Source organism: Oceanospirillum sp. (assembly GCF_982874595.1).
In genome coordinates this window covers 1-16,422 of record NZ_CEYNZH010000066.1, presented here as the reverse complement: position 1 = coordinate 16,422, position 16,422 = coordinate 1, and the positions used below count along the sequence as shown (strand labels likewise).

The window sequence follows — 16,422 nt, the reverse complement described above, 5'->3', positions numbered from 1 at the left end:
CTTTTTCATTTTGTGCTGCAGTTCCAGCAGCTCATCCTGCAGCTGGGCACGGATCAGCGGATCTAGCGCTGAAAACGGCTCGTCCATCAGCAGAATATCGGTATCCATAGCAAAGGCGCGGGCCAGACCCACGCGCTGCTGCATACCGCCGGACAGTTCATGGGGTTTGGAATGTGCCCATTCCGCCAGGCCCACCATTTCGAGTTTGTCCATGGCGCTTTTCTGGCGCGCTTTCTTGCTGATGCCTTTCATCTCAAGGCCGAAAGCAACATTCTCCAGCACCGTCAGCCAGGGCATGAGGGCGAACTTCTGGAACACCATAGAGATGCGGTTAGTGCGCAGATGGCGCAGGGTGTTTTCGTCGCAGGTTGCCAGATCAACGGTTTCGCCACCGTCCTGAACTCTAAGGCTGCCCCGTGTAATCGGGTTGAGGCCATTCAGGGTACGTAACAGGCTGGACTTGCCGGAGCCGGAAAGCCCCATCAATACGCAGACCTCACCCTGTTTTACCGTGATATTAGCGTTGTGTACGCCAACGACTGAACCTGTCTGGTCGATAATCTCCTGACGGCTCAGTCCCTGATCCAGCAGTGCCAGAGCCTGTTCCGGCTGGTCGCCGAAAACCACATCCAGATTTTCGATCTCAATCATGTTTTGTTCGGTACTCATGATGGTCACCTTCAATGCTTATGATGTGGTTGGATTAGTGATCGCGGTTTGGCTGTTTGCACAGACGATCCAGCATGATCGCGACCAGAACAATCGCCAGACCGGCTTCAAAACCCTGGGAGATATTCACGGTGTTCAGGGCGCGAACCACAGGTTTGCCCAGACCATCCGCACCCACAAGGGCGGCGATAACCACCATAGAGAGCGACAACATAATGCACTGAGTGACACCGGCCATGATGTTCGGCATGGCGGCGGGCAGCTCCACTTTAAACAGCAGTTTCCAGCGGGTTGCACCAAAGGCTTTACCGGCTTCCAGCAGTTCCTGGGGTACGCTGCTGATACCCAGCGCGGTCAGGCGGATCGGTGCGGCAATCGCAAAAATAATGGTGGAGATCAGACCCGGCACCACACCCAGACCAAACAGGATCAGGGTGGGAATCAGGTAAACAAAGGTCGGGATCGTTTGCATCAGATCCAGCACAGGGCGGATCGCTATATGGAATTTCGGATAGTGTGCCGCCAGAATCCCCAGCGGAATACCAAACAGCACACACATAAAGGTGGCCATCAGCACCAGAACCAGGGTTTCGATCATCTCGCTCCAGTAGCCCAGGTTGGCGATCAGCAGCAGTGAGGCCACGACAAAAATCACAAGGCCAATAGAGCGTTGCAGCCACCAGCTCAGGGCGGCGGTCAGCGCGATCAGCACCATGGCAGGTGCCATCAGCAGCAGGTCGGTGACACCCAGAATCAGCCACTCCAGAGAGAAGGCGATGGCGTCAAAAAATCCGGCGGCATTTCCAATCAGCCAGTCAACGAAGGACTCCATCCATTGTCCCATCGGTAGTTTGTGTTCAGTTATCCAGTTCATATCGGGTTACCCGGTTTGCTTAAGCGCAGATGCAGTGACGCATATTCATAAAAAGGCGCGGTGACACACTTAAAAGTAAAAAAACAGCAGAGAACAAAAGAGGGGGGCGCTCCAGAAGAGCGCCTTATATTCTATCGAGTGCTTACAGATTCAGATGCTTTTTAACCGCTGGCAGACCGGGTTTACCGTCCAGGGTTTTAACGCCTTCCAGCCAGTTGTTCAGCGCTTCAGGGTTGTTGCGCAGCCACTCGGTTGCTGCCTGCTGAGGCTTCTTGCTATCATTCAGAATCGCACCCATGATCTGGTTCTCCATGGTCAGCGAGAACTCAAGATTGGTCAGTAGTTTGCCCATGTTCGGACATTCGGTGCTGTAGTCTTTACGGGTGTTGGTATGTACCGTTGCGCCACCGAAGTTCGGGCCGAACCAGTCATCACCACCGTCCAGATATTCGATCTCGAAGTTGCTGTTCATCGGGTGTGGTTCCCAACCCAGGAAAACAACCCACTTGTTACGACGCTCGGCGCGTTGTACTTCTGACAGCATGCCCGCTTCAGAGGACTCCACCAGTTTGAAGCCTTTCAGGTCGAAGGCATCCTGATCGATCATGTCCTGAATCAGACGGTTACCATCGTTACCCGGCTCGATACCGTAGATGCGGTTACGGAATTTGCTTTTGAACTTGGCGATATCCGCGAAAGTAAGCACGCCGCCGTCAAAGGCTGCCTTGTTAACCGCCAGGGTGTATTTTGCGCCGGTCAGGTTGGTTTTAACGGTTTCCACGGTGCCCGCTTCGCGGTACTTGGCGATATCGCCTTCCATGGTGGGCATCCAGTTACCCAGGAACACATCCAGCTCGCCGGAAGCCAGCGAGGTATAGGTTACAGGTACAGACAGCAGCTGAGTTTTCGGGGTGTAACCCAGACCTTTAACCACTTCAGAGGTCACTGCGGTGGTTGCTGTGATGTCAGTCCAGCCTACGTCAGAAAAACGTACGGTGGAGCAATCGTTAGCGGCATGAGAGCTCAGTGAAAAGGCACTGGCAGAAAGGGTTGCGGTGATCACCGCGAGCGTTTTTGCGAGTGTCTTTGGGATAAGCGCTTTTTGAGTTTTCATTGTCTTTCCTTCTCGTCTATCTGTTTATCTTTATTAGGTTTTATCTTTATTTGGCTATTAGGGTTATCAGGTCTTAAAGCTTGGCGGGCGTTATGCCGCCTGCTTACTAATCCTGTTCAGCGCTGGCTGTTCTCGTAATCCGGATGAATCCAAACCGGCGCATCCGCTTTTGGCAGCGGGGCTTTGCCCAGAATTTTGTCTGCTGCCTTCTCCGCTACCATGATGGTCGGGGCATTGAGGTTGCCGTTGGTGATGGTGGGGAATACCGAGGAATCCACCACCCGCAGATGTTCAACGCCGCGTACCTTACAGTCCGCATCCAGTACCGCCATGGCATCATCATCCGCACCCATTTTGCAGGTGCAGGAGGGGTGATAAGCGCTTTCCACGTTGTCGCGCACCCAGGCATCGATCTGTTCGTCAGACTCCACGTCATAACCCGGCTGAATCTCGTTGCCGCGATATTTTTCCAGTGATTTCTGGTTCAAAATCTCACGGGTCAGGCGGATACAGGCGCGCCAGTCTTCAATATCCTGCTGTTCGGTCAGGTAGTTGAACAGAATGCTGGGAGCCTCATGGGGATCGGCGCTTTTAATGCGGATATGACCGCGACTGGCCGGTTTGTTCGGGCCAACATGCACCTGAAAACCGTGACCTTTAAAGGCCGCATTGCCGTCATAACGCATCGCCGCCGGTAGGAAGTGATACTGAATATCCGGCCATTTCAGCCCCGCGCGGGAGCGGATAAAGGCGCAGGATTCAAAGTGGTTGGTCGCACCCAGGCCATCTTTGAACAGAATCCAGCGGGTGCCGATCAGACCCTTGCTGATCAGGTTCAGCTTGGAGTTCAGTGAGATCGGTTCTTTGCACTGGTACTGGAAGTAAACCTCAAGGTGATCCTGCAGGTTTTCGCCCACGCCGGGCAGATCTTTCACTACCTCAACCCCGGCTTTTTCCAACACGGCTTTCGGGCCGATACCGGACAGCTGCAGCAGCTGGGGTGAACCGACCGAACCCGCGGCCGAGATCACTTCGCGGTAGGCGTTAGCGGTTTTGATCTGGCCTTTGTGTTCAAACTCAACACCGGTGGCCACGACCAAATCACCGGGTTTGTCGGTGATAATTTTGCGGCTGTGTACGCCGGTCAGCACCGTCAGATTCGGGCGCTTCATGGCGCGGCGCAGATAGGCGTTAGAGGTGGAGCTGCGCACGCCGTTTTTCACCGTCATGTGCATCGGGCCAAAGCCCTCCTGACGGTAGCCGTTGTAATCTTTGGTGTAGCCGTAGCCAGCATCGACACCGGCATCAATAAACGCTTGATAGAGCGGGTTCAGCGACATTTTATTGCCGTTGCAGGTACCCACAGGGCCGTTGCCGCCACGGTAAGCGTCGGTGCCGCCTTCCCAGGTTTCGGCGCGCTGGAAGTAGGGTACACAGCTCTGGTAATCCCAGCCGGTTGCGCCCTGTTCCTGCCACTGGTCAAAGTCGCAGGCGTGGCCGCGCACATATACCATGCCGTTAATTGAGGAGGAGCCGCCAAGGGTTTTTCCCCGTGGCGTGTGCAGTGAGCGGTTGTTCACTCCCGGCTCCGGTTCTGTGTGGAACTGCCAGCAGAGGCTTTCAGTGTTCATCGGGTAGGAGAGCGCGGTGGGCATCTGGACAAAGATGCTCTTATCACTGCCGCCTTTCTCCAGCAGCAGAACCGTATGCTCGCCGCTTTCGGTCAGACGATCCGCCAGTACACAACCAGCAGAACCTGCGCCGATGATGATGTAATCGTATTCCTGTTTCATATCGCTAGGACTCATTAGTGGGTTGCGCAGGGATCAGTACGGGCGCTCAATATCGCCGGTCTCTACAAACACACTCTTGGTCTGGGTGTAGTGGTAGAGGGTTTCGATACCGTTCTCACGACCAATGCCGGACAGTTTGTAACCACCCACCGGCATCTCCGCAGGGGATGCGCCCCAGGTGTTGATCCAGCAGATACCCGCCTGCAGGCGGTTGATCACACGATGGGCGCGTCCCAGATCCTTAGTGAAAACACCGGCGGCCAGGCCGTATTCGGTGTTGTTGGCGCGGGTGATCACTTCCTCTTCATCCGAGAAGCGCAGTACCGACATCACAGGGCCAAAGATCTCGTCGATCACCTGCGGCATATCGTCGGTGCAGTCGGCAAATACGGTGGGCTTAACGAATGCGCCCTTATCGAGACCGTTTTCCGTCGCCTGTTCACCACCGCAAACCAGACGGGCACCGGCTTTTTTGGCCGCTTCGATATAGCCCAGAACCTTCTGCATGTGGTCTTTGGAGATCAGTGCGCCCACCTGAGTTTTCGGGTCGGTGGGGTCGCCGATAATCATCTGTTCGGTGCGGGTTTTCAGTTCTTCAAGGAAGGCGTCATAGATATCATCGTGGACAAAGACACGGGTGCCGTTAGTACACACTTCGCCCTGAGTGTAGAAGTTAGCCAGCATGGCACCGGAAACCGCCTGTTCAATCGGCATATCCGGGAATATGATCATGGGGGATTTACCGCCCAGCTCCATGGTCACCTGCTTCAACGTCTTGGCGGAATCACCCATCACCGCTTTACCGGTGCCGCATTCGCCGGTGAAGGACACCTTGCTGATCTCAGGGTGGGCGGTCAGCATCTGGCCGACACGGGCATCACCCTGAATCACATTGAAAACACCATCCGGCACACCGGCTTCGGTATAGATTTCGGCCAGCTTGAGCACGCTTAACGGAGTTTCTTCAGACGGCTTGAAGATCATTGCGTTACCGGCAGCCAGTGCCGGAGCGGATTTCCAGCAGGCGATCTGAATCGGGTAGTTCCAGGCACCGATACCGGCGCAAACACCTAAGGGCTCGCGGCGGGTGTAGAAAAAATTCTGATCATTCAGCTGCTGATAATCGCCCTGAATTTTGTCGGCGAGACCGGCGTAGTACTCGATCACATCAGCGCCGGTGACGATATCCACGCAGTCTGCTTCCTGAATCGGCTTGCCGGTATCCAGCACTTCCAGCATCGCCAGCTCATCGTTGCGTTCACGCAGCAGAGCAACGGCTTTGTTCAGAATGCGGCCACGCTCAATACCGGTCATTGCAGCCCACTGCGCCTGACCCGCTTTAGCGGAGGCGATAGCGGCCGCCATGGTGGCGTCATCACCCTGAGCGACGGTGGCAATCACTTCACCGTTAGCCGGGTTGATGCTGGCAAACGTCTCTTTCGGTGTTTCTGTGGTGTAACGGCCGTGGACATAGTGTTGGGTTATGGTCGGTTGTTGGGTGCTGGATGTTTGCTGTGTCAGTGCTGTTGTCATGTTGGTAACCCGATAATGTTTCTGGCGATGTATTCAGTTCAGAGCTTAAAAATTTAAAACAGGATGCTGTTCCGGGGGGGCTTGAGTGGCGCGCAGTGCTGTGCGCTCAGGCGTCCTGCCAGACCGATTCCGGTAGCTTCAGCTTCAGGTAATCCAGAATCAGGCTTTCAGCCAGTTCCTTGTCGATGCCGTTGGGCGACAAGGCACCCCGCAGCCAGATCCCATCGACCAAAGCCGCCACGCCCTGAGCGATAAAGGCGGCTTCCTCGTGGCTGACCACCTGTTTTAGCTCGTAACGCAGGTAGGAGAGCAGCCGTTGCTCGTTCACCCGCTGCAAACGGTGCAGTTGCGGCTTGTGCATGGAGTGCGACCAGAAGGTCAGCCAGGTTTTAACCACCTTGCTGTCTAATTGTTTAGGGTCAAAATTACCTTCCACAACCGCTTTAATGCGGGCGACAACATCGTTTTTATCGACGGTTTTCAGTCGATTACTGATGGCTGCGGACAGATCTTTAAGAACTGAACGCATGGTTTCTTCCAGCAAGCCATCTTTACCACCGAAGTAATGGTTGATAATTGCCGGGGAAACGCCGGCATATTTCGCGATCATGGCGACACTGGCCTTATGAAGACCGACATCGTTAACCGCTTCCATGGTGGCGTTAATCAGCTGAGGCTTACGGATTTCCGGCATGCCGACTTTAGGCATCGCAACCGCTCCCTGTTTTTTCTTAAATGAATGTTTAATTAAAAATGACAGATGCAATCAAAGTCCGCAAGCAAAAATTCATTAGGGTTCTAATCTAATGTTTTGTCCGTGGATTTAATTGCAGTAAATCACTGCAAACGTGCAGTTAAAATCTTAAAAATGTCGTTATAGGGGTAAATATTAGGAGTCTTATGTTTTGGGTCGAAAATTTTCGACTGGTGGGTCATATTTTGAGTCGGGCGCGGTATTTTTTGGAAAGAGAGATCTGCTGAGGGGGCTTTTAGGCGTAAAAAAAACCTAGTTCTTGGATGAGCTAAGGGCGTGGGGGGGGGAGAATTTTTATTCGTCGATTCTACAAGCGTTAATAAATAATTCACCGAGTTCAGTGAGAACTGTCGTGCTTTCAGTTTCGATTTCAATATCTAAATCAACGGACGTGTATGTTTCGATACCACCGGGGATTTCTAGGCTATTTGTCAATGCGCTAGCCTCAAATGTTACTCTAGCGAGGCCGAGTCTAATGATGTTGGCAATCTCAAACTCTTTGACTTTAGCTGCTTCGATTTTTTGCTTAGATTCAATTTTTCTTAAGAGTATATTCTCTCTGTATTTGAGCATGCTGATTTCCCTTTCAGTGCTCTTCATTTCTTTATGCAAATTACTATCTACAAAGATGTTATTGCCATTAGGATTCTGCATTTCCTGATGCTTTTGTTTTAGTTTATCAAGTTTGGCTTCAAGCGATTCGCGAATGCGTTCTTTATCTCTTTGAAAAACAAAAAGTTCATCTTCGAGGTGCTTAATGCGTGCTTCTTTGGCTTCGACTACGCATTCGAGGAATAGATATTCATCGATTGAAAGCTGACTCAAAATGTAAGGAAAAACATGGTTTTGGATGTTTTTGTCGGAATTAACCATGTTTGCTAATAGATTTGCCCATTTTTCTTGGAGTTCATCGTTGTCTTCTAAAGATGCATGTTCAAGATAGGGGCATAGTAGTTTCGGTGAGATAGCTTTAACGCTTATATTGTTCTTTTCGCAAATTAACTTGGCCTTTGTAAGAATTTTTACTTGGTTATTGAAACGCCATAGAGATATTTGATCTTTGATCAGAAGGCCTAGCTCTTCTGCTGTGGGCATGACGAGTCTCTCGATGAACCCTTTGGCGATATCTACGCTCTTCTCAACAACTGAGTCAGCTAGCACAGTATTGTTGCCGGTGTTTTCCTCATTCATTTTTAGTCCCTATTGGCTAATTAAGTTCATCGTATGGTTATTGCGAATAACTGATTGTTTAGGCCAAAGTTCTTTTCCACCCAAGCAGGTGGGCTATCACCTGCCAGCGGTTGATCAGCATGGCGCTGAAGATCAGGGCGCAGCCGACAAACTGCAGGCCGGTCATGGTTTCGCCGAGCCAGATGCTGGCAAACAGTGCAGCCCAGATCGGCTCTAAGGTCATAATAATGGCGGCGTGACTGGCAGGAGCCATGCCCTGTGCTTTGGTCTGAAACAGAAAGCGGCCACTGGTGGCGATAATGGCACTGGCCAGAATCCAGCCCCAGATATTGAGTTCAAACGACCACTGCCATTCTTCCATAAAGAGACTGACGACAAAGGCGATGATGGCGGTAATCACCATCTGAATAGTGGTGAGTGGCAGCGCCGGAATCGAAGCGGCATATCGGCTGTTCAGGGTAAAGAAGAGGGCAAACAAAAAGGCGGAGGTCAGAAACGACAGCTCACCCCAGCCAAAGTGAAAGCTGCTATCCAGCGATAAACAGGCCAAACCGGCAACCACCACCGGCATAGAGTACCAGAGACTCTTGCTGGCTTTCTCGCCAAAGAAAAGTGTCACCACGGGGACTAATACCGCACCCAGACTGGTCAGAAATGCGCCGACACCGACATGATTGCCGTAGAACAGCCCCAGAATCCAGAAGGTCATGGCGATACCGAATACCAGTCCCACCAGAGCACTCTTCTTCAGCTCCTCTTTGTTTAGTTTTCGTAGCGGTGTTGATGCCATGCCGCCCAGAAAAATACCGGCGATCAGAAAGCGGATCGAAAGAAACAATATGGGAGAGAACGCCGCCATGGCGTTTTTTGAAAAGATCCAGCCCGCACCGGCCAGTAGGGTCACCAGCACCAGTAAGAGATCAGCCTGAGTATTGCGGGAGAGAGACATAACTGCGTTGCGCATAGAAATTCCTTGAGGTGACGGTTCTTCACGACCGGTGCTCTTTCACTTTTAAAAGAAGAGCTTTTGCAGATTTAAAGAAAAAAGTTGCCGGAATTGCCTAATTTTTCAGTGTTTTTTATAGGGATATTCTGATTTTGTCTGCCAAAAAGAGCATAATACCGCCTTCAACCCACAGGGAACATTAAAATGAGTATTGAACAAACACTGATGGAGCGCAGCGGCTCTAAATGTGAGCTTTGCGGTTCAGAAGAGAATCTTGCTGTTTTTGAAGTACCGCCTGTAGAAGCGCACTCTGATAAGTGCATTCTGGCATGCGGTACTTGCCGTGATCAGATCGAAGGCCAGGAGCTGGATCAGAATCACTGGCGCTGCCTGAATGACAGCATGTGGAGTCCGGTTCCTGTGGTACAGGTGATGGCGTGGCGTATGCTGACTCGCCTGAACTCTGAACCCTGGGCGCAGGATCTTCTGGATATGATGTATCTGGATGAAGAGCTGGAGAAATGGGCCCGTGCGGGTATGCCTGCGGCGGATTCCGTACCGACTCTGGACAGCAATGGCGCTAAACTGGAAGCCGGTGACACGGTTACCCTGATTAAGGATCTGGATGTTAAAGGTACGGGCTTTACCGCTAAGCGTGGTACGGCGGTTCGCGGTATCTCACTGACCGACAATCCTGAGCATATCGAAGGCCGTGTTAACGGTGTTCGTATTGTGATTCTGACTAAGTTTGTTAAGAAAGCCTGATTTCAGACTGTCAGAGCGTGCAGGTGTTGATTTAAATAATGTCGACTTGAAATAATGCCAAAACGCAAAAGGCGGCTATCCCATCGGGTAGTCGCCTTTTTTGTGCCTGCTGCTATTTAGCTCGGGCTGTTACTTAACACGGGTCATTATTTGCCGAAAATCTCTTTTACACCGGGTAGGGCAAAAACACGCTCCAGATAGGCGAAGATAGGGCTGTCATCCTCGACCAGTTTCAGGTCGCCTTTCTGAAGTGTTGCGTAGTGTGCCAGCGGTGTAATCAGGGCGTCAGCCAGTGTGAACTTGTCTCCGCAGATAAAATCACGATCTTTAATGCGGTCTTCAATTACTGAGACCGCTTTCAGCACCTGCGGCTTGTTTTTAAGCATGAGCTCAACGTTTGGCTTGCCTTCAGGTCCCGTTGGCACGACGTATTCGATAAGATAGCTGCGAATAATGGCGTGATCCAGCTGGGTAATCGCACGGGAGCACCAGGCATCATGTTCTGCCTGTTCTTTCAGGTCTTCCGGCTGCAGTGGGTTGTCGGGGAATCGGGCATCAAGATAACGACAGATCGCCAGCGTTTCGGTCAGCGTCATACCTTCATGATGGATGATCGGAAATTTGGCGTAGGGGTGAATGTTGGTGTGGGCTTCACTACGGAAAGGGATCTCTTCACCATTAAGGGTCCAGCCAATCTGGAAGGGCTGCTGTTTTGCCGCGCAGGTCAGGGCAACACTACGAACCAGATTGCTGTGGGGCATACCGTAAATGTCGATCATTTTTCTATCCTTTTTATCTCGGAGCCTGACAACGGCTCTTATCTTTGTCTTGTTATAAAGCGTCGTGCTGATAGCGTTATATGATACACAAGTATGACACCTGTTTTTTGTCTGGGTATCATTTTGTGGCGCTTCAGAGTTGAGAGAAGAATAGAGTGGCTGACAATATGTTCAAGAACATCTTTTAAGCTTGTGCCATCATAAGGCGATGCTGAAAAGGAGATAACCATGCCCTGGTCACCGGAACATAAAAAACAAACCCGCGATAAGATTCTGACAAGTGCTTCCCGGCTTTTTACCCATCAAGGCTTTGACAAGGTGTCGATTGATCAGGTGATGCAGCAGGCCGGGATGACCCGGGGGGCCTTCTACAAGCACTTTTCGTCTAAGTCGGAGCTGTATTCTGAGGCGATCATCTATGCGTCGACCTGTCGGGCGGGGCGTCAGTTGACGGAAGCGGCCAGCCTGCAGGAGATTATTGATCTCTACCTGTCCCGGGATCATCTGGATAACGAGGGGGATGTGTGTCCGCTGGCTTTTCTGGTCTCTGATATTACCCAACGTGAGCCTTTGCAGCAGGAGACCTACGCCAAGGTCTTAAAGGGGTTTATTAAGCTGATGGCGCGGGAGTCCGGTCAAAGCCACGAACAGGCGATTCTCTCCAGTGTGCTTATGATCGGTGGTGTTGCATTGGCGCGGGCTGCCGGTGATGGGGAGTTGTCAGACCAGATTCTTAACGCCGCCAAAGCGGAAGCCCAGCATCAGCTGGGTTGTTCCCCTGAGCAGCATCCTATGACGGCGGTGCTCTGTGAGTGATGCCGTCAGGCTGAATGAGTTAGAGGTGTCGATAAGGTTATAGGGTTTGGTTGTTGAGTTTGGTACGGAGAATAAGATGCCCGAACAGGATTGGTTAAAGGTTTATAACGCCAGTCATCTGCTGGAAGCTCATAACCTCAAGGGAATGCTGCAGGCGATGGGCATTGAGGTCAGCCTGAAAGGTGAAGGGCTGGTGGCGGGTGCCGGAGAGCTGCCCCCTCAGGAGACCGAGGTGGCGCTTTGGGTGGAAGCGGCGGATTTTACCAGAGCCAGAGAGGCTCTGGCGGCCTTTGAGTCCCCCATGGACGCACCCTGGTTTTGCAGTGGTTGCGGCGAACAGAATGAAGCCAGCTTCGAGTTTTGCTGGAACTGTCAACGCAATGCCCCCGAAGCTCTCTAGACGATACGATCAGAGCAGGCCTTTCTGATTTTCGATCCAGCTGGGCAGGTCTTCGACTGGCATTGGCCGTGCATAATGATAACCCTGATAGATGATGCAGCCCATCTGTTCCAGTTGTGCGGCCTGCTCAGCAGTTTCCACACCTTCAGCGACCACATCCATCTTCATATGCTTGCCGATAGCGATCATTGATTCCACCAAGGGTTGCGGGTGGCCGGGTTGCACTTCATCAATAAAGCTTTTATCTATTTTCAGTTCATCCAGCGGCAGATCCCGCAGGTAGGCGAGGGATGAATAGCCGGTACCAAAGTCATCCAGCGAGATACGAAAGCCTTCCTTGCGTAAGGTCTGAAGCTTGAGGCGGGTTTCGGTAATATCCCGAAGCAGTGCGGTTTCGGTCACTTCAAGCACGATGCGTTCAGGGGATATCTGCCACTTTTCACACAGAGCGCGTGTAGTCAGGACAAAGTCTGGCTGAGAAAACTGCCAGGCTGAGACATTAACAGAGATCGACTTGGGTGATGGGCGATCACTTTGTTGCCAGCTTGCCAGCATCTCCAGTGTTTTATCCAGTACCCAGTGACCGATGCGCAAAATCAACCCGGTTTCTTCTGCGATAGGAATAAAACGGAAAGGCGGAATCATGCCTTTTTCAGGATGAACCCATCGCAGCAGAACTTCGGCACCCAGTGCGGTGCCCTGGGGGTTAACCTGTGGCTGCATATAGATTTTCAGCTGATCATACTGCAGGGCGTCACGCAGGCCGCGCTCTATTTCAAGGCGTTCGTTAACTTCCTGCTGGTGCTCAGGGGAGTAGATGACAAAACGTTCCCGGCCTGCGCTTTTTGCCTGATAAAGTGCGATATCGGCATAACGCATCAGGTCCAGCTCAGAGCAGTTATCTGCCAGGTTGGTTTGAGGGAAGAGCACCGCGCCGATACTGGCACTGATATTGATAATACGGTCGCCGATTTGAAACGGCTGGCCCAGAAGGAAGAGAATTTTTTCCGCGATTAACCCAACCTGATGTTTGTCGATGCCGTTTGTGACATCCGTTTGCAGCACGACAAACTCATCCCCTCCGATACGGGAGATAAAAACCTCATCCGGTAGTTTCTGGCGCAGGCGTTCACCGGCTTTACGAATGATCTCATCACCAATATCGTGACCAAGGGCATCGTTGATGGTTTTAAAATTATCCAGATCAATCATGAACAGTGCAGAGTGAGGCTCTGTTTTAATAGCCTTACCGCTGTTCTTCAGGCTGTGCAGTTGCTCATAGAGGCTGGCGCGATTTGGCAGATGGGTCAGGTAGTCCTCGTAGGCCATACGATGGATCTGCTGTTCCGCTTCCAGCCGCTGAATCTCTGCCCCTGCCCGGGCAGCAAAGATCTCAAGAATACTTTTAACCTGATCCAGCCGCTCAAGGGGCTTGGTATCCAGTACCACCATAATCCCCATGGCACGGCCTTTAGGGGCAAATATGGGGGTGCCGATGTAGCCCTCAATCTGCATCTCCTGAAGGAGAAGGTCATCGGGATAGAGCTGCTGAACGCCTTCGCAGATAGCGCAGGTGCTTTGACTGAGAACGTTATCACAAGGGGTATTTTGCAGTGCGTAGCGAAAGTTATCGCAGATCTTGCCGTTCGCACTCAGGGCCAGCGTTTTTATCTCGCGACGAGCGTTTGCGGTTTCATCCAAAAGACCGATAAAGGCGTATTTTGCATCAAAAATACGCGCCAAATGAGTAACCAATGATTCAAAGAATCCCTGGCCGCTGATCGCTGAAACCCCTTGGGCGGTGTTCTCGATAACCTGACGGTTATAGATCTGATCACTGATATCCTGGTGGCTGACCAGTAGTTCCGTCAGTGTGCCGTGATCGTTGCGAATAGGGGATACCGTAAAGTGTACCCAGACGGATCGATTAGAAGCCTCGGATGCAGGTTTTTTGATTGTCAGCTCTCGGGTGCTGATCAGAGGCTCATCGCTGGCCTTAAAGTGCTCAATCAGTTCCGTCATGGACATTTCCATGATTGCCGGAAGATCCTGCTCGGGTTGGCAGCAGAGTGTATCGCCCCAGAACGCGGAGGCAGTTGGATTGCAGTGCATTACCTGACCTTCCGGGGTCAGCACAAGCATCCCGATAGGGGCGTGCTGGAAGATCTGGTTCCATTGATTGCTGTGCATACCACCTCGCTATCCTAAGTGACTGTGTCAGTGCAGGGTATAGGGTAAAAGATTTCGAAGTATAACATTGGAATGTTTAAAACGGTTGCGCTATATCAAAGACTAAATTGTCTTTTGATATTAAGGCGTTATGCTACCCCAACCCTCAAAGACAGGTTGCCCCCTGATGATTGATGACCGTTATTTTTTTATGTGCCGGAGAGCGATTTTATGAGTGCCTGGTTATATCTTGCAATCGCCATTGTTGCAGAGGTGATAGGTACCTCTGCTCTTAAAGGTAGTGAGGGTTTTACCCGAATCTGGCCTTCTGTTGCTGTGGTGGCCGGTTACGGCATCGCATTCTGGATGCTATCCCTGACGCTGAAGACGATCCCGGTAGGGATCGCCTATGCGGTTTGGGCGGGTGCGGGTATTGTCCTGATGGCTCTGATTGGTTGGGTGGTTTTCCAGCAAAAGATTGATGCCATGGGATTACTGGGTATCGGCCTGATCCTCTCCGGTGTGCTGGTACTGAACCTGTTTTCCAAAAGTGGTGTGCATTAAGTCACGGGTCACTTTAGGATTTCATGCGATCAGGGTCTTAGCACAATCGATCCCTTCTTACGCATCGACTCCACATAGCGGTGCGCTTCTGCTCCTTGTTCCAGATTAAACTCACGATCCATCACCGTGGTCAGCTGACCGTTTCTGATCAGCCTCTCCAGTTGTTTCAGATAGCCCTGCAGTTGCGGCACCGGCAAAAGCCCTGTGGCAGAGAAGAGGGCTTTTTTGCCTTTTGAGCATCGGGTCGCCAGCATATTCAGCAGTAGCGGCAAGGTAAGCACGGGTGACAGATAACGCCCTTGTGGGGTCAGAATCTTTTTGCAGCGGGCAAAGCTGAACTTGCCGACGCAATCAAAAATGATGTCGTACTGCTTTTGACCTTCCGTCACATCCAGACTTTGGTAATCGATCAGATGATCCGCGCCGATCTGCTCGACCCAGTCATGATTGGGGCGGCTGCACAAGGCGGTCACTTCGGCTCCTGCCGCTTTGGCAATCTGTACCGCAGCACTGCCGACACTGCCGGATGCACCGTTGATCAGGACCTTATCACCCGCTTTGATCTCCCCTAAACGGTGCAGGAAATTCCATGCGGTTAAAGCCCCATCGCACAGTGGCGCGCACTGCGCATCGGTCAGCGCTTCCGGCTGCAGGCTGAGCAGACTGGCTTCATCCAGACAGAGGTATTCTGCATTAGCCCCGAAATCCAGCGATGTTTCGCCATAGATTTTATCGCCCACATGGAATCGCTCTGCACCTTCACCGATGGCCTCGACCACTCCCGCAAAACCCGTACCCAGTACCGGATGCTTCGGCCGGGTTAGCCCCAGCATCAGTCGGGCGAAGAAGGGCGTTCCGGTGCGCATCATGGTATCCGCCTGAGAGACGGCAGATGCGGTGATCTTTATCAGAATCTGTCCCGCTTCAGGTTCGGGCTTTGCCAGATGGCGCACTTCAAGTACATCGGGGGCACCATAGCGGGGGCAGAACAGGGTTTTCATTTCGGGTGTTGTGTTCATCAGGTTATCCATGGAATAGACTCCGGAAATCACTAAATACTTACGCTGTAAGCTTTTTATAAAATGACAAAACTTACGCTGTAAGTAAAGGGCGATTTGAGCTAATCTTTTTCTCAGGGCATTATCTGTGCCTGCACCATCCGTTTAAGGAATTGAAATGTCAGAGAAAAAGCCAACAGCTGCGGCGGTGAGCGCGACTGAAAAAAAATCCCCCCGTAACAAACTCAGTCGGGAGAAAGTGCTGGCCGAGGCTCTGATATTCGTCGATGAAGAGGGGCTGGATACCCTGTCTATGCGTCGCTTAGCGGATCGGTTAGGGGTTAAAGCGATGTCGCTTTATAACCATGTCGCCAATAAAGAAGCGGTGATCGATGGTCTGGTGGAACGGGTGGTGGCTGAGATGGGATCGCCGGATCAGACGCTTCCGTGGCGACAGGCGATGGCGTTACGGGCAGACAATGCGCGCAAGGTTTTGCTGGCGCATCCGTGGGCGACCTTACCTCTGGTCTCCCGGGTTAATGCGGGACCGGTCATGCTGCATTATGTCGATGATACCCTGGGTTGCCTGCTGAAAGCGGGATTCAGTTTGGCTGAGGCGGATTATGCCTGGAATGCGATGGACAGCTACATCTACGGTTTTACCTTGCAGGAGCTGAATTTTCCCTTTGAGGCAGAAGAGTATGCCGAAGTGGCCAAAAGCTATGTAGCGATGATCCCGCCGGAAGAGTATCCCAATCTGAACGCCCTGACCCACGAGGTGATCGCTAAGCGTCACCTCGGAATTCAGGACTTCAGTTTTGGCTTCAATATGGTGCTGGATGGGTTAGAAAAACTCCTGACGGGCCGGTAAAGCACGCTCTCGCAGATAGAGGAACAGGGGTAAACCGCAGGACACGCCCACCGTTAAGGTCCCCAGAATCGCCAGCCAGGAGTAGCGAACCTGAGCGCGTTTGCTTTCCACCATAATAAAAGCGATTAAAGCGAGTGCTGAAACCACTACGTCCAGCCAGGCAAAGATACTGATCGGATTCGCAAG

The 16,422-nt window shown here is 51.9% G+C and carries 17 protein-coding genes; 5 read left to right on the top strand and 12 right to left on the bottom strand.

Annotation, left to right across the window (positions count from 1 at the left end; genetic code table 11):
* From AC4GL5_RS17075 to AC4GL5_RS17040, 8 genes are all read right to left on the bottom strand, one after another.
* On the bottom strand, positions 1-669 hold a 669-nt coding region (locus AC4GL5_RS17075), incomplete at its 3' end, for an ATP-binding cassette domain-containing protein (RefSeq protein WP_490384012.1).
* 34 nt (positions 670-703) lie between these two features.
* Positions 704-1,543: a choline ABC transporter permease subunit gene (choW, locus tag AC4GL5_RS17070; protein ID WP_490384011.1), complete on the bottom strand. Its 840-nt coding sequence runs from the start codon at positions 1,541-1,543 to the stop codon at positions 704-706.
* 142 nt (positions 1,544-1,685) lie between these two features.
* A complete protein-coding gene (locus AC4GL5_RS17065; protein WP_490384010.1) occupies positions 1,686-2,657 on the bottom strand; it encodes a choline ABC transporter substrate-binding protein in 972 nt (323 codons plus the stop codon).
* A gap of 116 nt (positions 2,658-2,773) precedes the next feature.
* The gene (betA, locus tag AC4GL5_RS17060) at positions 2,774-4,450 is read right to left on the bottom strand and encodes a choline dehydrogenase (RefSeq protein ID WP_490384009.1); all 1,677 of its coding nucleotides are present in this window, start codon (positions 4,448-4,450) and stop codon (positions 2,774-2,776) included.
* 33 nt (positions 4,451-4,483) lie between these two features.
* Positions 4,484-5,983: a betaine-aldehyde dehydrogenase gene (betB, locus tag AC4GL5_RS17055; RefSeq protein WP_490384008.1), complete on the bottom strand. Its 1,500-nt coding sequence runs from the start codon at positions 5,981-5,983 to the stop codon at positions 4,484-4,486.
* 106 nt (positions 5,984-6,089) lie between these two features.
* On the bottom strand, positions 6,090-6,692 hold the full coding sequence (betI, locus tag AC4GL5_RS17050) for a transcriptional regulator BetI (RefSeq protein WP_490384007.1): 603 nt from the start codon (positions 6,690-6,692) through the stop codon (positions 6,090-6,092).
* A gap of 339 nt (positions 6,693-7,031) precedes the next feature.
* Entirely contained in the window at positions 7,032-7,928 is an 897-nt protein-coding gene (locus AC4GL5_RS17045; protein ID WP_490384006.1) for an Abi-alpha family protein, read from the bottom strand.
* A gap of 58 nt (positions 7,929-7,986) precedes the next feature.
* Entirely contained in the window at positions 7,987-8,892 is a 906-nt protein-coding gene (locus AC4GL5_RS17040; protein ID WP_490384005.1) for a DMT family transporter, read from the bottom strand.
* Positions 8,893-9,078: 186 nt separating this feature from the next.
* On the opposite strand from AC4GL5_RS17040, the gene AC4GL5_RS17035 reads away from it, so the two are divergent.
* Positions 9,079-9,639, top strand: a complete 561-nt coding sequence (locus AC4GL5_RS17035) for a PhnA domain-containing protein (RefSeq protein ID WP_490384004.1) — start codon at positions 9,079-9,081, stop codon at positions 9,637-9,639.
* Positions 9,640-9,785: 146 nt separating this feature from the next.
* Here the strand turns inward: AC4GL5_RS17035 and AC4GL5_RS17030 are convergent, their stop codons facing one another.
* A complete protein-coding gene (locus AC4GL5_RS17030; RefSeq protein ID WP_490384003.1) occupies positions 9,786-10,418 on the bottom strand; it encodes a glutathione S-transferase family protein in 633 nt (210 codons plus the stop codon).
* Positions 10,419-10,646: 228 nt separating this feature from the next.
* Here AC4GL5_RS17030 and AC4GL5_RS17025 point away from each other — a divergent pair, with 228 nt between their 5' ends.
* Both AC4GL5_RS17025 and AC4GL5_RS17020 read left to right on the top strand, forming a co-directional pair.
* Positions 10,647-11,234, top strand: a complete 588-nt coding sequence (locus tag AC4GL5_RS17025) for a TetR/AcrR family transcriptional regulator (protein ID WP_490384002.1) — start codon at positions 10,647-10,649, stop codon at positions 11,232-11,234.
* A 76-nt stretch (positions 11,235-11,310) separates the two neighbouring features.
* Entirely contained in the window at positions 11,311-11,634 is a 324-nt protein-coding gene (locus AC4GL5_RS17020) for a putative signal transducing protein (RefSeq protein WP_490384001.1), read from the top strand.
* A gap of 9 nt (positions 11,635-11,643) precedes the next feature.
* On the opposite strand, the gene AC4GL5_RS17015 is transcribed toward AC4GL5_RS17020, so the two are convergent.
* Positions 11,644-13,824, bottom strand: coding sequence for a sensor domain-containing phosphodiesterase (locus AC4GL5_RS17015; RefSeq protein WP_490384000.1), 2,181 nt, complete (start codon positions 13,822-13,824; stop codon positions 11,644-11,646).
* 210 nt (positions 13,825-14,034) lie between these two features.
* On the opposite strand from AC4GL5_RS17015, the gene AC4GL5_RS17010 reads away from it, so the two are divergent.
* Entirely contained in the window at positions 14,035-14,367 is a 333-nt protein-coding gene (locus AC4GL5_RS17010; protein WP_490383999.1) for an SMR family transporter, read from the top strand.
* A gap of 29 nt (positions 14,368-14,396) precedes the next feature.
* Here AC4GL5_RS17010 and AC4GL5_RS17005 read toward each other — a convergent pair whose 3' ends face one another.
* Entirely contained in the window at positions 14,397-15,386 is a 990-nt protein-coding gene (locus tag AC4GL5_RS17005; protein WP_490383998.1) for an NAD(P)-dependent alcohol dehydrogenase, read from the bottom strand.
* Between the two features lie 157 nt (positions 15,387-15,543).
* Between AC4GL5_RS17005 and AC4GL5_RS17000 the strand changes: the two genes are divergently transcribed.
* Complete coding sequence (locus AC4GL5_RS17000) at positions 15,544-16,236, top strand: TetR/AcrR family transcriptional regulator C-terminal domain-containing protein (RefSeq protein WP_490383997.1); 693 nt, start codon at positions 15,544-15,546, stop codon at positions 16,234-16,236.
* Here the strand turns inward: AC4GL5_RS17000 and AC4GL5_RS16995 are convergent.
* A partial coding sequence (locus AC4GL5_RS16995; RefSeq protein ID WP_490383996.1) for a DUF2834 domain-containing protein occupies positions 16,210-16,422 on the bottom strand: 213 nt, incomplete at its 5' end. The two genes, AC4GL5_RS17000 and AC4GL5_RS16995, sit on opposite strands and share 27 nt — an antisense overlap.

What these genes read in the sequence shown, in the direction of transcription:
- AC4GL5_RS17015 (WP_490384000.1), bottom strand. Translation starts at nt 13,824, where the DNA reads ATGCACAGCAATCAATGGAACCAGATCTTCCAGCACGCCCCTATCGGG.
- AC4GL5_RS17025 (WP_490384002.1), top strand. Translation starts at nt 10,647, where the DNA reads ATGCCCTGGTCACCGGAACATAAAAAACAAACCCGCGATAAGATTCTG.
- AC4GL5_RS17040 (WP_490384005.1), bottom strand. Translation starts at nt 8,892, where the DNA reads ATGCGCAACGCAGTTATGTCTCTCTCCCGCAATACTCAGGCTGATCTC.
- AC4GL5_RS17065 (WP_490384010.1), bottom strand. Translation starts at nt 2,657, where the DNA reads ATGAAAACTCAAAAAGCGCTTATCCCAAAGACACTCGCAAAAACGCTC.
- AC4GL5_RS17005 (WP_490383998.1), bottom strand. Translation starts at nt 15,386, where the DNA reads ATGAACACAACACCCGAAATGAAAACCCTGTTCTGCCCCCGCTATGGT.
- AC4GL5_RS17030 (WP_490384003.1), bottom strand. Translation starts at nt 10,418, where the DNA reads ATGATCGACATTTACGGTATGCCCCACAGCAATCTGGTTCGTAGTGTT.
- AC4GL5_RS17000 (WP_490383997.1), top strand. Translation starts at nt 15,544, where the DNA reads ATGTCAGAGAAAAAGCCAACAGCTGCGGCGGTGAGCGCGACTGAAAAA.
- AC4GL5_RS17035 (WP_490384004.1), top strand. Translation starts at nt 9,079, where the DNA reads ATGAGTATTGAACAAACACTGATGGAGCGCAGCGGCTCTAAATGTGAG.
- betI (WP_490384007.1), bottom strand. Translation starts at nt 6,692, where the DNA reads ATGCCTAAAGTCGGCATGCCGGAAATCCGTAAGCCTCAGCTGATTAAC.
- betA (WP_490384009.1), bottom strand. Translation starts at nt 4,450, where the DNA reads ATGAAACAGGAATACGATTACATCATCATCGGCGCAGGTTCTGCTGGT.
- AC4GL5_RS17045 (WP_490384006.1), bottom strand. Translation starts at nt 7,928, where the DNA reads ATGAATGAGGAAAACACCGGCAACAATACTGTGCTAGCTGACTCAGTT.
- betB (WP_490384008.1), bottom strand. Translation starts at nt 5,983, where the DNA reads ATGACAACAGCACTGACACAGCAAACATCCAGCACCCAACAACCGACC.
- AC4GL5_RS17020 (WP_490384001.1), top strand. Translation starts at nt 11,311, where the DNA reads ATGCCCGAACAGGATTGGTTAAAGGTTTATAACGCCAGTCATCTGCTG.
- AC4GL5_RS17010 (WP_490383999.1), top strand. Translation starts at nt 14,035, where the DNA reads ATGAGTGCCTGGTTATATCTTGCAATCGCCATTGTTGCAGAGGTGATA.
- choW (WP_490384011.1), bottom strand. Translation starts at nt 1,543, where the DNA reads ATGAACTGGATAACTGAACACAAACTACCGATGGGACAATGGATGGAG.